This window comes from Vibrio sp. 1557 (assembly GCF_033340175.1).
GTDB lineage: Bacteria > Pseudomonadota > Gammaproteobacteria > Enterobacterales > Vibrionaceae > Vibrio > Vibrio alginolyticus.
In genome coordinates, this window is record NZ_JAWOVZ010000042.1 from 1 (window position 1) to 13,932 (window position 13,932).

General features: G+C 43.6%; 15 protein-coding genes and 1 pseudogene. 15 read left to right on the forward strand and 1 reads right to left on the reverse strand.

Translation table 11 applies throughout. The features are described 5' to 3' along the window. Positions 1–311 precede the first annotated feature (311 nt). Positions 312–1,112, reverse strand: a pseudogene (locus tag R7070_RS23555) (IS110 family transposase); the annotation flags it as partial. A gap of 278 nt (positions 1,113–1,390) precedes the next feature. Between R7070_RS23555 and R7070_RS23560 the strand changes: the two are divergent. From R7070_RS23560 to R7070_RS23630, 15 genes are all read left to right on the forward strand, one after another. After that, positions 1,391–1,606, forward strand: coding sequence for a Flp family type IVb pilin (locus R7070_RS23560; protein ID WP_169629188.1), 216 nt, complete (start codon positions 1,391–1,393; stop codon positions 1,604–1,606). Further along, positions 1,584–2,036 (forward strand): prepilin peptidase, encoded by a 453-nt coding sequence (locus R7070_RS23565; protein WP_262640749.1) that lies wholly within the window; start codon positions 1,584–1,586, stop codon positions 2,034–2,036. Before R7070_RS23560 ends, R7070_RS23565 begins: the two co-directional genes overlap by 23 nt. Before the next feature lie 219 nt (positions 2,037–2,255). Next, positions 2,256–3,062 (forward strand): Flp pilus assembly protein CpaB, encoded by an 807-nt coding sequence (gene cpaB, locus R7070_RS23570; RefSeq protein ID WP_169629178.1) that lies wholly within the window; start codon positions 2,256–2,258, stop codon positions 3,060–3,062. 11 nt (positions 3,063–3,073) lie between these two features. After that, positions 3,074–4,402 (forward strand): type II and III secretion system protein family protein, encoded by a 1,329-nt coding sequence (locus R7070_RS23575; RefSeq protein ID WP_169629177.1) that lies wholly within the window; start codon positions 3,074–3,076, stop codon positions 4,400–4,402. After that, positions 4,399–4,929, forward strand: coding sequence for a hypothetical protein (locus tag R7070_RS23580; RefSeq protein ID WP_064377392.1), 531 nt, complete (start codon positions 4,399–4,401; stop codon positions 4,927–4,929). Before R7070_RS23575 ends, R7070_RS23580 begins: the two co-directional genes overlap by 4 nt. Positions 4,930–4,937: 8 nt before the next feature. Continuing rightward, positions 4,938–6,188: a CpaE family protein gene (locus R7070_RS23585; RefSeq protein WP_064377395.1), complete on the forward strand. Its 1,251-nt coding sequence runs from the start codon at positions 4,938–4,940 to the stop codon at positions 6,186–6,188. Beyond that, positions 6,185–7,474 (forward strand): CpaF family protein, encoded by a 1,290-nt coding sequence (locus R7070_RS23590; protein WP_064377397.1) that lies wholly within the window; start codon positions 6,185–6,187, stop codon positions 7,472–7,474. The genes R7070_RS23585 and R7070_RS23590 overlap by 4 nt, the downstream gene beginning before the upstream one ends. Next, a complete protein-coding gene (locus tag R7070_RS23595; protein ID WP_169629176.1) occupies positions 7,471–8,391 on the forward strand; it encodes a type II secretion system F family protein in 921 nt (306 codons plus the stop codon). Before R7070_RS23590 ends, R7070_RS23595 begins: the two co-directional genes overlap by 4 nt. A 7-nt stretch (positions 8,392–8,398) precedes the next feature. Beyond that, positions 8,399–9,289, forward strand: a complete 891-nt coding sequence (locus R7070_RS23600; RefSeq protein WP_411912992.1) for a type II secretion system F family protein — start codon at positions 8,399–8,401, stop codon at positions 9,287–9,289. Beyond that, the gene (locus R7070_RS23605) at positions 9,282–10,178 is read left to right on the forward strand and encodes a tetratricopeptide repeat protein (RefSeq protein WP_169629175.1); all 897 of its coding nucleotides are present in this window, start codon (positions 9,282–9,284) and stop codon (positions 10,176–10,178) included. Before R7070_RS23600 ends, R7070_RS23605 begins: the two co-directional genes overlap by 8 nt. Beyond that, the gene (locus tag R7070_RS23610; protein WP_064377402.1) at positions 10,159–10,677 is read left to right on the forward strand and encodes a TadE family protein; all 519 of its coding nucleotides are present in this window, start codon (positions 10,159–10,161) and stop codon (positions 10,675–10,677) included. Before R7070_RS23605 ends, R7070_RS23610 begins: the two co-directional genes overlap by 20 nt. Further along, complete coding sequence (tadF, locus tag R7070_RS23615) at positions 10,658–11,197, forward strand: tight adherence pilus pseudopilin TadF (RefSeq protein ID WP_064377403.1); 540 nt, start codon at positions 10,658–10,660, stop codon at positions 11,195–11,197. Before R7070_RS23610 ends, tadF begins: the two co-directional genes overlap by 20 nt. A 2-nt stretch (positions 11,198–11,199) precedes the next feature. Next, entirely contained in the window at positions 11,200–12,528 is a 1,329-nt protein-coding gene (locus tag R7070_RS23620) for a TadE/TadG family type IV pilus assembly protein (protein WP_169629174.1), read from the forward strand. 367 nt (positions 12,529–12,895) lie between these two features. Continuing rightward, positions 12,896–13,537, forward strand: a complete 642-nt coding sequence (locus tag R7070_RS23625; RefSeq protein WP_064377408.1) for an OmpA family protein — start codon at positions 12,896–12,898, stop codon at positions 13,535–13,537. Between the two features lie 47 nt (positions 13,538–13,584). Continuing rightward, complete coding sequence (locus tag R7070_RS23630; protein WP_161939216.1) at positions 13,585–13,734, forward strand: hypothetical protein; 150 nt, start codon at positions 13,585–13,587, stop codon at positions 13,732–13,734. The last annotated feature ends 198 nt before the right edge of the window (positions 13,735–13,932 follow it).

Below are 13,932 nucleotides of genomic sequence, written 5' to 3' on the forward strand. Positions count from 1 at the left end.
TTTCGATGTAACGCTACCAGAAGTTGCAGGCTCATTGTCATCCAGAATTACGGATAACTTTCAGATATTGAAACCTGTATCTTCAAGTTGAATGGGTATAGCCATGTTATTCACGTTGGCAAACCTGTTTAAAGTAGACCAGATGTTGTGACGACAGCCAAGATCTGTCTGAAATCCGGGAATAGCCTGGAATAGGGCTAAAATCTGGCCTAAAACACCCATTAATTGGCTTAAATTCGAAATTTAGCGTTTAAAATTTAGGCTGGTAAAGAGAAGGGCTTGATCAAGACCTAAATTGCAGGACTTATTCGCACCTTCCCTAGGCTACTTTTTCCACCCGAGCTATTTTGTTTGGGAACTAATCCACACCAAGCTGAGAATTGCCGACCATTTTGAAACTGTTTGCCAGAGCCTACTTCACTAATAATTGCAGCAGTCAAAATCGGACCAAAACCAGAGATATTCTTAACTGCCTCATACCTTGGATGTTGTTGGCTCAATCTGGTTATACTTTGAGTAACTTTATCAATTTCGTCGCTGATATTGATAAATTTACAGTACAGCGTTTGAAGTAAGCTTCTCATAACATGGGACAACTGATTCTCAGCATCTTCAATCGCTAACGGCAAATGACTCCGCAGTGATTTAATAGACAAAGGGAAAACCACTCCGTACTCAGCAGCAAGTCCTCTGATCTGATTAGCAAGCGCTGTTCTGTTTTCCACTAAACGTTTACGAACACTGCGTATAGCTTTGAGGTCTTGTTGCTCAACAGACTTAACGGGAACAAAATGAATATCGGGTCTTGAAAAGGCCTCGCAAATAGCTCTCGCATCGTTGGCATCGTTCTTTTGTCGCCCAACAAATGGTTTTACGTGCTGAGCTGGGATAAGAGCGACCCTATTGCCCAGCTCTTGAAATATTCTTCCCCAATGATGCGAAGTTGCGCATGATTCCATCGCAATAGCTGTTTGCTCTGGAAATTGACGTACTGTATCAAGAAGCTTGTCACGCTTTACCTTTCGGTTTGACAAGATTTGCCCATCAGCACTCAACACGCATACTTGAAAGAGGTTTTTGGCTATATCGATACCGACAACTTTAATAGACATGATGATTACTCCTGTTCTTACTGGTTGCACCATTAGTTTGGTACATCGGTGCTAGAAGGGAGATGCGTCCATCACATCAAAGCCGAGAGTAATGTAAATTCAGTGCAATATGCCTCATTTTTGAGATGATGCTAGTGAGTGTGTTGAGTTGAAAAACAAATTGTAATATTTACGATAGACATCAAGAGTTTTTTCGTTATGATAAAGACTGAAATCTGGGAAGTCTGGTTTGAGGTAAGACTTTTTCAAAAAATATTTAATTATGAAAAGGAAAAATCATGTTAACGAAAGTTTATGTAAAAACTCGTCTGCTGCTGGAATCATTTACCAAAGACCAACGCGGTGTAACAGCGATTGAATACGCAATTATTGGTGTAGCGATCTCTGCAATTGTGCTAGCAGTTTTCAGTGGGGATAATGGATTAAAAACGGCTTTAACAACAGCCATTGGAAATATTACCGCTAAAATCGGTGAGGCAAACAACATCAAATAGTCAATTGTTGTATATAGTAATTTTTTCGATATTGTTGCTGATATGTCTTAATGATTTTATGTATAGGACAATTAGTAATTTTTATCTTTCTATACTTACAATCGTGCTATTTCTAGGCTGGCTAGTCCAGCCTAATTGGCAAGTCTGGCCTTACACTTTGGCTATATTAATTATTGGTATTCTGCTGTTTCTATTCGGTATTCTAGCGGCGGGCGATGCCAAGCTATTAGCTATACTAAGCTTAGGCATTGACCCTATTTATATGCCGTTAACCTTATTAGGCATCGTTTTCTTTGGCGGTGTAATGGCGATAGGGTATTTGTTTTACGGCTTATTTACAGATTTAGCCAAAGTACGCCAACGCGGTATTCCTTATGGTGTGCCGATCTGTTTGGTCGGTGGCTTAGCGATTGCCGTTTCTGCGCTTTGATCGCCGTTGAGTTTTTGCTTGAGAGGCGAGCAAAACATGAAGTTTTATAACTTTTACATAAAGCTTGAATAATTTTACATTCAATAACTTTGATATCCAATGGCAATTTAGTCACAACCTGCTTATCTGCAAAATCACCGCCATATTTTGCTTTGACTCATCAATGGCGATGTTTAGAGAAAGTCAAGATAAGTAATTTTTCTTACTTGGGACGGTGATATGAATTCCAAGCTTTTAATTGCATTAGCACTGATAGTTATTTGTATTGGCGGGTATGGATTGCTTACTCCTTCAACACCGATCGCTTCTGCGCCAATTGAAGAGGCCACATCTAGCACGCCCATCAAGCAATATCAAGTGTGGCTGGCAAAACAGCCGCTACAAAAAGGCCAATTAGTCTCCCGTACTGATCTTGAGCTGCGACGTGTCGATGAGGATCAAGCGCTCAGCCTGGGGGTGAATCAAGATATTGAACTCACTTTTGTGGCCGATCTACGTATCGAGAGAGATTTGGCTGCTGGTGAAGTGGTTTGGCCCGAGTGGTTGATAACCCCTGAACAGCCGGAGTATTTGGATCTGATTTTAACCCCGAACCATGTGCCATTTGCGATTCAGGTTAGTTCTCAATCGGTAGTTGGTGGTGTAATTCGTCCTGGTACTTTGATCGATATTCTTGCTCTTTCTTCTTTAAAGCAGAATCTGGCGACTGATGAAACGGTGCGCAGCTTTGAAACCGTTTCGCTTACCCCGGTGCTAATGGGTGTCAAGGTGTTGCAAGTTAATCAACAGCCAAGCCCATTAGATTCTGAACGTAATGAGGTGTTGACGAACCAAGCCAGTGTGATTGTTGAATTAACTCGTAAGCAAGTCGCGACGTTAACCATCGCCCGCCATATTGCCCAGTTAGAGATCCATCTTTCGACTGGAAACAGTTTAGCTAGCGACCTTTCCGCCAACGCAGGCGATGTATTAACCGATTATAAAGCGATTCATGAGTTTCGTGCTGGCAGCGCGACAACACGTTAAGGATAGAGAAAATGATACAGCGTTATGTGTATGGCTTATTCGCGGTTTTGCTCAGTGTGATTGCCCTGCCCGCCGCAGCGCAGCGGATCCTCAATTTAGCCGAAGGGGATGCGCAAACGTTACGTTTGGATAGAGAAATCCAATCGGTGTTTATTTCGGATCCGAAAGTCGCCGATTATCAGGTCATTGACCGTAAAACTGTGGTGATTTTCGGTAAACAAGTCGGTAATGCCAGCCTGCTGGTCTTTGGCGAAAACAGTGAAACCCTAGCCAGTCGCCGTTTGGTCGTTAACACCAGCATGGTACATATCCAGCAACAAATTGCGATCAAATATCCGCACGCTGAAGTCTCGATTTACAATCTAGGTCAACAGGTGGTGCTCAGTGGTACCGTTGCAACTGAAAAAGAGCGCGATGAAATTAACCTACTGGTGGGTGAACTGCTGGGAAAATCCTCAACCGACACGGATGTAGAATGGAAAATTGGTGATAACAGTTACAAAATGGACTTTATGCAAAAACGCCGTTTTGATGGGGTGGTCAATAACATTGAAGTCGCCAGTACTAAGCAAATCAATGTCAAACTATCGATAGCTGAAGTCTCGCAAACCTTTATGGAGAAGTTTGGTATTCAACTTGGCAGTATTGGTCAAAGTAGTGGCGTGTTTGTTAACCCATTAAGGCAATTTAGCAGCAGCGATATCATCACTTTAATCACGGCCATTGGCGATGATAACGTCGGGCAAGTACTTGCCGAGCCAAATCTGTCGGTGATTTCGGGTGAAACAGCCAGTTTCCTTGTCGGGGGGGAGTTACCCGTTGTAACCATCGTCGATGGCGGCACTAACGTTTTATATAAAGAGTTTGGTGTACGTTTAGAGATGATGGCCAAAGTGCAACGTGATGACAAAATTAGGCTATCGTTAATGCCTGAAGTCAGTTCACTCGATACCCAATACGCCAATTCAACTTATAATTTACCTGCGCTAAAAACTCGCCGCGCTCGTACTACGGTTGAACTCGGTGATGGTCAAAGCTTTGTATTGGGCGGCTTGCTTAATAAAGAAGAAGCAGAATTGCTGCGTAAAATTCCTTTTATTGGCGATGTTCCTATTCTGGGCGCTCTGTTTCGTCATACCGAAACTACCCGCAATAAAACGGAACTGGTGATCATTGCGACGGTAAACTTGGTTCAGCCGATTGAGCCATTGAGTGTTCAACTGCCCACCATGCAGCGCAGCTCAACTTTGGAACGCTTCTTTGCATTGCCTAAAGAGCGTCCTGCCATCGAACAGCAGCTTAGCCAACAAATCCTGGCGACGGGAGGGTTTAAACAATGAAAAATCCAACTTTGAGTGTGCTTTTACTCAGTACTGCGCTAGTAGGTTGCAGCTCAGGTTTGCCAGACAAGCCCGGCCCGGCAATAGATGTCTACCCCGTGCACAGCAGTTTGTCTTTGCAAACCGATGCGAAACAAGTGACTCAAGCACAACACTCTTTGGAGCAATTTTTGGTTCAACAACATCACCAGCTGACAACGCAAAACAGTGTGCTGTATTGGAGTACCAAGGCTGGCGAACGCTTTGCACTAAAAGCGGAAAAACAGCTGTGCAAACTAGGCGTCGCCCCAGAAAGTGTTCGGGTAGAAAAAATGCCGGCAGGCTTTGGCCAACATTTCGATTTTAAAATTGAAATCGTCGCTCATCGTGTCGTCGTACCCTTGTGTGATGCGGTAAATATTAGCCAGTTTAGCCAAGAAAGTAATGGTTGCGTGAGCGAGTCGTTGCGTTGGCAATCTATGGTCAACCCACAAAAAATGTTAACAAACCATCCAATTGCATCTCCAGAGATGGCTGTAGGGGAATAGCGCTTATTATGTTTGATTTAGTCGATCGATTAAGTAAAAAACAGTCTAGCGAAGTGATTGAACAACAGAAGATCACGACAGTACTGTTTTATCAAACCAGTGAATGCCAAGAGTTGGTTATGGAAGCCTATCGCTTTGAAGGGGTAGTGCCGCCTGTCACTGTTAAAAATAGCGATGAAGCGATAGCGGAGCATGTTCGTCAATCCGATATCGAAATTGTGATTGTGGAACTCAATAACAGCCTCAATATCAGCCAAGACGCGGAACGAATCAGTCACCTACTGCCCAATCATGCTTCTGTGATCATTGTCGGCAGTGAAGATGCCATTTCGACCATTCGTAATTTAAAAAGCATGGGTTTTTACTACGTCTTTTGGCCTGTGACCAAGCAAGAGCTGATTGATTTTGTTAAGAGTGTCTACGATAACCGCCAACGCAATAGCCACCGCGGGCCAGGCCAGAAACGCAGAGCCAAGTACATCACGATACTCGGCAGTAAAGGTGGTGTAGGGACCAGTTTGATTACCTCCGAAGTGGCTCATCAACTCTCCAGTGTACGCAAAACCTCCTGTTTGATCGTTGAGCAGCATTTTCATGGCGGCAATTTAGACATTTTGCTTGGTATTCGCAAAATGGAAAAACGACGAATTCAGAAAGGCTCGCTCTCCTCTTCTCTCGACACTGCTTCCGCGAAGAGCATGGTCTATAAGCATAGCAACATGCTGTCGATTTTAGCCCTAACCTCAGAGCAGCTCGACAGCCTATCCCTACTTGATTACAGCAACGCTGTCGTTGATCAGTTATCGGAGGATGTGAATTTCATCCTTGAAGATCTCTCTGCTTCGGTTGGTTTCGCTATTGAAGCAGATAAGTTCGTTGCTCAGGCGGATGTAGTGGTAGTTGTCATTGAACCGACCGTCTCGTCCGTACGTGAAGCCGCTCGCTTAAAAGAGCGCATCAATAAATGCAACAGCAATCGCGCTCTACGTTTACTGACGGTGTTTAATCACACCTTGCCACTGAAGTTGCAATCTGCCACCAAACAAGATGCGGAAACGATTTTAAAACAAGCGATTGATATTGAAATTCCTTTTTGTGAAACCATCAATCGTACCGTTTTGGAAGATCAAAGAGTGGTGACTTCCAAGTTAAAGGCCGCGGAGCCATTGAAAAACCTTAGCGCCATGATCCTTGGCGAGACGATAAATAACACACCCAGTTTCTTCGCCTCCCTGAAGCAGAGGTTGTCGCGCTCATGATCGGTGCAAAAGCGATATATGTGGGCATTCGTAATCAAATTTTCGATGCTCTAGAGCCCGAAGCGATCGCGCAGATGACCAAAGAACAACTGGCTAAGCAGTTGGATGGTGCCGTAGGGCTATTGATTGATCGCGAACGGTTAAGCGTGCCTAAAATCATCCGCGCAGAGTTTGTCAAAAACTTAGTGGATGAACTGATAGGCTTGGGGCCTCTACAAACCTTGATGGATGATGACACCATCAGTGACATTATGATCAACGGTCATCATAACGTCTTTATTGAACGTGGCGGTTTGGTGGAAAAGGCACAGATCGACTTTATTGACGAACGCCAGTTACTTGATATCGCTAAGCGAATTGCCTCACGGGTCGGTCGACGCGTTGATGAATCCTCACCCACTTGTGATGCGCGTTTGCAAGATGGTAGCCGAGTTAACATTGTTATTCCGCCGATTGCCATTGATGGAACTGCCATTTCGATTCGTAAATTCAAAAAACAGAGTATCGACTTTACTAAGCTATGTGAATTTGGTGCCATGAGCCCCGAGATGGCGCAAGTGCTGATGGTGGCAGCAAGATGCCGTCTCAACATTTTGATTTCCGGCGGTACCGGTTCAGGTAAAACCACCATGCTCAACGCGTTATCACAATTCATTTCAGAAAATGAACGCATTATCACCATTGAAGATGCCGCCGAGCTGCGTTTACAACAGCCGCACGTTGTCCGTTTGGAAACACGTACCGCAGGAATAGAAAATACCGGGATGATTAATCAGCGTGATTTGGTGATCAACTCACTGCGAATGCGACCCGACCGAATCATTGTCGGTGAGTGTCGTGGTGCAGAAGCGTTTGAAATGTTACAAGCAATGAACACCGGTCACGATGGTTCGATGTCGACTCTGCATGCCAATACACCAAGAGACGCACTGGCTCGTGTTGAGTCGATGGTGATGATGGCAACGAGTAGCCTTCCTTTGGAAGCGATCCGCCGCACGATAGTCAGCGCTGTGGATCTGATTATTCAGATCAGTCGCCTGCACGATGGTAGCCGTAAAGTGATGAGCATCACCGAAGTGATTGGGCTAGAAGGTTCAAGCGTCGTATTGGAAGAAATTTTCCGCTTCCAACCCAATTTGCGCCAAAGTGAAGATGGTAAAGTCAATGGCAATTTTATTACCTCTGGCTTAATGCAGCGCTCGGTTCTGTATGAAAAAGCACGCTTTTTTGGATTGGAAGAGAAACTCGCTCAAGCCTTTCGTTCGTTAGAGGAGAAATCGGCATGATGTGGTTGCTGCTACTTATGATCGGCATCCTGTTGCTGCTTGTGGGTTTGCGGCAAAGGAAAAGTGCCCGATATGATTACCTTGCTGAGTTTGCTAAAACGGTGCATGTCGAGTCCATGATTGCTGAGCACCAAGCAATTGATATGAAGTCACTCTCCGATCGCACATTAAAAGACCGCCTAGATCAGAGCTGGAGAAGCCTGAGCAAGCAGCTAGGGAAACTGGCGCTGTTAAAGGTGCTTGGTTTTATTGCCTTACTGATTTTTCTCGGCGTCGAGTTTAATCAGCGTTTTGTTCGTGGCTCTGATCTGATGGTCGTGGTCATTGTCGTGGTCGTAGGATTAACCTTTGCCTATTTTTGGCTTCAAAAGCGTGAACAAACTCAGTTTGAAGACAGTTTTCCTGATGCCTTAAATATGCTCAGCAGTGCCGTCTCATCGGGCGAAAGTATCACTCACGCGATCATGTATGTCGGTAATACACTCAATAGCGATGTCGGTAGAGAGTTTAAGATCATGGGCAAGCGTTTACAACTTGGTGAGTCGCCCGATGATGTGTTTCGTAAGGCTTGCCTGCGCTTTCCTTATCCTTCTTTTCATTTTTTTGTGATTACTTTACGCGCCAATATGCAGCGTGGCGGTCAGCTGAAAGAAGTGATTCTGCGCCTCAATCGCTTGTTATTTAATGCTCGATCGATTGAAAAAAAGAAATTTGCCTTGACCTCAGAAGCGCGAACGTCAGCCAAAATTGTTGCCGCTATTCCGTTTTTCTTCTTATTTATGCTGCAATACCTTAGCCCTGAAAATTACGAGTTTGTGATGTTTGATCCTGCCGGTCGCCCTATCCTTTACTACGTATTGATCAGCGAAGCAATTGGTATTGCGATTGTATGGGGGTTAATGAAGAGTGTTCGCTAATGTTTCTTTGACCTCAATTGGTCAAGTCGGTCCACTTTTTTCTATCGCCATACTCATGCTCGGTGTATTGCTGCTGCTTGCTTCGCTGCGCAAAGAGAAAAGAAAGCAATTTTGGAAAGATTATTATCTGCATCAAACCGCAGGGCAGACAACAGAAAAAGTCAGCTTACTTGAGCGACTATCGGCAACGCTTAATCGGCTCTTTTCCTCTGACAAGCATTTGCAGCAGAAAAAAATGCTAGCAGCGGGTTTTTATAATGCCAAGTTCGCCACCTATTTTATGCCGATCAAGTATTCGCTATTGCTGTTAGGCGCGGCGGGAATCTATTTTTTATCGTTAAAAGCCGTATGGTTGGCAGACAATCTACTGCTATTTATGGCGCTATGGTTGGTGATAAGTCTGATTTTACCTGATAGCTATTTGGCGATTCGGGCAAAAAACCTGAGCCATAAAATTTCCAATAAACTGCCGTATCTTCTGGATTTAATGGCGGTATGTGTGCAAACCGGTATGACGATTGAAGCCGCGATCAGTTATCTTGCCAAAGAGATGAAAGGGTTTGATAAAGACATCAGCTATTTATTGGTGAAAACCGATGATAGAGCACGTTTAGTCGGTTTAGAGACTGCGCTCGATGAGCTTTACGCTAGGGTGCCCTCAAATGAAATGCGTAGTTTCGTCATGACCTTAAAGCAAAGTTTGCAATATGGCAGCTCGATTTACAGTGTTTTGACCACCCTATCAGCGGATATTCGAGAGGTTCAGATGCTGCAGATCGAAGAAAAAATTGGCAAATTGGCGGCAAAAATGTCTATTCCTCTGATTGTCTTTATTATGGTGCCAATTGTGATTTTAATTGCTGCCCCTGGTGTAATGAGGATGATGATCAATGCCTAATAAAGTGTCGAGCAAAATAGCTAATGCCCTATGGCTACTCTGTGCCTTATCACTACCGGGCTGCAGTAGTTTATATCAAACGTCCAATAACGAAGGAAGCCAGGCGCAAAATCGTGACAAGCCGTTGGAGTTTGATCAGGAATCTTTATTGATCAAAACCAAGAATCAAGCGGGTTTAATTGAGTTGCATAAGGCTCAACTTCAGCAGCAAGAAAGCCCACAAACACGTTTAAAATTGGCTCAGGCTTATTTCGATGGTCACGATCCGGAATCCACGTTATTTGTGCTCACTCCTTTACTCAGTAGCAGCACAACTTTGCCGCGTGATGAACTTTATTTTCTTCAAGGTCGAGCAGAATATCAACTGGGGCAGATAGAACAGGCGCAACGTTCACTGTCAGCCGCTCTGCAAGTGAATCCGAGCAGTGCCAAGGCTTTAAATTCGATCAGCATCATCTATGCGCAGCAAGGGGAGTGGCGAAAAGCACGCGAAGGTTTTATTCGTGCCCGCGAGCTGATGTTTGATGATGTGACGGTCAAAAATAATTTGGCGCTGATTGATATATTGGAACAGGATTACCAAAGCGCTGCAGCGCGTTTGTTACCGATTTATCTCAATGGCCAAGCGGATGACATGGTCACCGCGAATTTAGCCTTGATAATGGCCAAAATTGGCAGCTATGAGCATTTACGCTCTTTTTATGGTCAGCAATACAGCGATGAAGAACTATATCTGGCCTATCTTAACCTGCGTGAAGTGCAATTAATGAATCACACGCCAGTAAAGGCATCGGCTAATTCAAAAAGCCATCTGTTGAAGCCAAATAACAATAACACAAACGTTGTTATTCCCGTTGAGGAGACAAAAGATGTGTCGTTTGTTTTCTAAGCAATCGCCAGCGAGCGGATCAAAGCAATCGGGTGTTGCCACGATTGAATTTGTTGGTGGTTTCTTTGCCTTTTGGCTGATGTGTATGGCTTGGGTTGAGATGAGCTTTCTCTCTTATGTCTCGAGTTTGGGTGATTTAGCGATTGCCACCGCGGCAAGGGAAACAAAAAAAATCGATGGCGATGATTATGAAGCGCAGTTCAAGACGATTTTGCAACAGCAAAATAGCCTATGGCGCTATGTAGTGGACGCCAAAAACTTCAAAACTAGCATCCAATATGTCAAAAAATTAGACGATTTACACAATTACGAAAAGATTTGCCTGGGTGAGAACGGCGATGAGCTGAACTGCAGTGATGCAAAAGATATGGCGATTGCTGTCTATAGCATTAGTTATGATTACACGCCGATTTTTAATTTCTTTTTGAATGATAAAACGGTGTTTGCCCGTGAGGCGATGGTGATTCAGGAGTATCAGCGTGAAAAATTCACCCTCTAAGTTACAACAGGGCAATTTTACCGTCGAATTTGCTATCGTCGGCGTTTTTTTTGCCTTGCTGTTGGTTTTTAGCGCGGATGTGGTGGTCAAGCTTGCTTATAAAGGGAAATTAGAACGGCTTTCTTATTCTGCCGCCAGCATTATTAAAGAGCGCACAGAAATCTATGGCGCGGATCATTTTCCTTTTGAGCCAGAAAAGCAGATTGGTGAAGAAGCCACGCAATTGTATGACATTGTGCTGGCTTCGTTAAAAAGAACGTCAGGCAATTTCGATGCGGAAAAATTTGGTTTTCAGGTGCGTATGGTGCGAGAAAATAAAAACGTGCGTGTACCTTTCACTCAAGGCATCAGTTGCAATAACAGCCAGTCACTCCAACCGCTGGACTTTGTTACTACCTTTGGCCGACGTGCAACACTTTACGAAGTGACATTGTGTTATGAGACACCGAGTTGGTATGGTAATTTGATTGGCAAAGAATTCTCTCGCGTCAGCAGCCGCTCAGTCAGCATGGGGAGATAAAGATGAAGCAATATTGTCGTTTACACCGCCAATCTGGTCATGCCGCAATTCTTTTTGCACTGTTTATTCCTTTATTGTTTGGGGTATTCACTCTAGGTACCGATGGCGCTCGGGCGGTACAAGATAAAGCGCGCCTATTAGAAGCGGTGGAAGTGGCGAGTCTTGCTGTCGCTGGGCAAGGCTCCGATAATGCAGATTTGGCAAAAAATTATTTAGAGTACTATTTCCCCTCCGCGACGATTAATAACAATGATATTAAAATTAAAAAAATCAACTGTGAAGATAATGCGGATTGTAAGAACAGAAATCGCCGTTTTTTTGAATATCAAGTGTCAGCAAAAATTAGTCAACCAACGTGGTTCCCCGGCAATGATGCCATTATTGGTTTCGGCGAAAATTATTCGGTAGGTGGTCATTCATCAGCAAGAAAATTTCATGCTGAAACGGTCGACGTAGTACTCGTCGCTGATTTTTCTGGTTCTATGGCATGGCGTTGGGATAAAGACGGCTCACAAAATTCGGCCAATCCAGTACGCTATATTATGATGAAAGATATCATTTCTGAGATTGCCGATGAACTGGAGAAATTTAATCAGTATGTCCAAGTCGGAAATAAAAATCGATTAGCTATTACAGGATTTGACTATTTTACTTCGCAATTAATTGGTGAAAATAAAAACAAAATGGGACATTTCGATCATTTGATTTGTGATGGAGGTCAACGCTGTTCTATCAATTGTCGGTATAGTTGGTGGGGGGGATTAAATTGTGGTACTGTGCCAGGCAGCAATGCTGACAATGTTGATGCAGAGGCTACAGTCAAAAATATTTTTAATCTTGCTCATTGGTCTCATTCGGAGCCTATTCTTAAAACCAACAAAAGTTCTTCATTATCTTATTTTTCCGATATTGAATTGACCGATAACTTTAGTAGATTTAAAGAATTAATTAGCAACTATTACATAAAAGGCAGCGGAATTAGTGGTACATCATCATACTCTGGGATTATTCGTGGTGCACAAATTGCTCAATCAGGCTCAAACTCAAGACGTCTGATTATCATTTTGTCTGATGGTCAAGATAGCTATAGAGCAACCACGCAAAAGCTTATTCGGAAAGGATTGTGTAGCACTATTTTGAACGTCCTCAACAGTCAAAAGAACACTCAAGCCCGGATGGTTGCAGTAGGGTTCGCTTATGATATTAATGCATTTCCAGAGATGAAAAACTGCGTTGGTGAAGAGAATGTTTTTTCGGCAAAAAACAGAGACGATATCAAAAACAAAATCCTTGAGTTGATCACCGAAGAAATAGGCCATTTAGCGCTATGAAACACATTACCCTATTTTTGCTAATCAGCGTATTCACCACGCCAAGCTGGGCAGACAATTTATTGCTCTTTATTAATAGTGATGATCAGCTGCAACAACAGTAAGTTAATGTATTTAATCATCTGCTGTTTGAAGAGAAAATTCGTGGTTACGAGACGGTTTACATTATTGATTTAGCTCAAGAGCAACGCCCATTTCGTTGTGAAGCAGAATATATTCACGATGACCAAGGCTTTTACAGTGCTAAGTACCTACCCACTCAAACCCCACAAGTCATGGTGGTTGGCCGCCAAGGTGTGCGCCAATCCTATCGATTAACGGATTTTCTCGGCCACTATTTGTCCCCTTCAGCAAAGGAGTTTCCATAATGAACACAACCAAACGTCAGCTATCGCTTGCTTTATCACTACTTTGCTTTGGGGCTGCTTCGGTCTATGCATCGCCCAACCAAGATCAAAGCGCGTTTCATCATTACTGCAACGGCATCGACCTAGAGTTTGAGCAGAAAGTGCAAATCGCACCGGGTCGGCGCGTTCTACTTAACCACTCGGCTTTTCCGCTTATTGAACAAAGCAGAGAGCACCATGCCAGTGCCACTTTTATCGAACAACAGATGATTGCTGCCGGAGTGCAAGGCAATTGTGCTGAATATCTTTTGAGCCACGCTAAATCTTGGCAAGGGGAATCAAAAGAAGCGTTGGCGCGCGTCTACTTCTCGTTTAACAGTGCCGAATTAACTTCAGCTTCACGCTATTTACTCAACCAGCTTTTGGCACGGCTAAGAACCAATAATACGCTGACGGTAGAAGGGCATACCGATGATGTTGGTAGTGAAGAGTACAACTTTGCCCTAGGGCTACGTCGTGCTGAAAGTGTGGAAGCTTACTTAAAGCAATATGCTCAAACACCTGTGCAATTACAAAGCGTTTCTTACGGTGAAAAGCGCCCCATCACCACGAATGCCAGTGAAACTGGCCGAGCACAAAACCGAAGAGTGGAAATTAAGTGATAACTTAAGATGAAATTTTATAAGTTGGCTTAAACTAAGGAAGATGCATGTTGAGTGAGTGGATCGCAAAATGGCTTGCGCTGCGCGTCGATGATGAACGTTACAAGGATTACTGCTTCTTAGTGATGGCGTTGGTGGCGTTGACTGTCACCAATTTGTTTTTCCTCTTGTACAACATCTTTGCTATTCCTGATTAAATGATGCGAAGTACTGATTAATCCCCTAATGATTTTATAAAAATCATTAGGTTAAGGTAGATACACATCTTGTCATATGATCAAATGGTTTCGCCAAAAATCAATAATCAGACAACAAGACGTGCGAACTCGATATTTTACACGACTCTCTTTACCAATTCTGCCCCGAATTACACTTAAAACGACTCAACAGCTTAA

What these genes read in the sequence shown, in the direction of transcription:
- R7070_RS23575 (WP_169629177.1), top strand. Translation starts at nt 3,074, where the DNA reads ATGATACAGCGTTATGTGTATGGCTTATTCGCGGTTTTGCTCAGTGTG.
- R7070_RS23610 (WP_064377402.1), top strand. Translation starts at nt 10,159, where the DNA reads ATGTGTCGTTTGTTTTCTAAGCAATCGCCAGCGAGCGGATCAAAGCAA.
- cpaB (WP_169629178.1), top strand. Translation starts at nt 2,256, where the DNA reads ATGAATTCCAAGCTTTTAATTGCATTAGCACTGATAGTTATTTGTATT.
- R7070_RS23605 (WP_169629175.1), top strand. Translation starts at nt 9,282, where the DNA reads ATGCCTAATAAAGTGTCGAGCAAAATAGCTAATGCCCTATGGCTACTC.
- R7070_RS23630 (WP_161939216.1), top strand. Translation starts at nt 13,585, where the DNA reads ATGTTGAGTGAGTGGATCGCAAAATGGCTTGCGCTGCGCGTCGATGAT.
- R7070_RS23625 (WP_064377408.1), top strand. Translation starts at nt 12,896, where the DNA reads ATGAACACAACCAAACGTCAGCTATCGCTTGCTTTATCACTACTTTGC.
- R7070_RS23595 (WP_169629176.1), top strand. Translation starts at nt 7,471, where the DNA reads ATGATGTGGTTGCTGCTACTTATGATCGGCATCCTGTTGCTGCTTGTG.
- R7070_RS23560 (WP_169629188.1), top strand. Translation starts at nt 1,391, where the DNA reads ATGTTAACGAAAGTTTATGTAAAAACTCGTCTGCTGCTGGAATCATTT.
- R7070_RS23580 (WP_064377392.1), top strand. Translation starts at nt 4,399, where the DNA reads ATGAAAAATCCAACTTTGAGTGTGCTTTTACTCAGTACTGCGCTAGTA.
- R7070_RS23585 (WP_064377395.1), top strand. Translation starts at nt 4,938, where the DNA reads ATGTTTGATTTAGTCGATCGATTAAGTAAAAAACAGTCTAGCGAAGTG.
- R7070_RS23590 (WP_064377397.1), top strand. Translation starts at nt 6,185, where the DNA reads ATGATCGGTGCAAAAGCGATATATGTGGGCATTCGTAATCAAATTTTC.
- R7070_RS23620 (WP_169629174.1), top strand. Translation starts at nt 11,200, where the DNA reads ATGAAGCAATATTGTCGTTTACACCGCCAATCTGGTCATGCCGCAATT.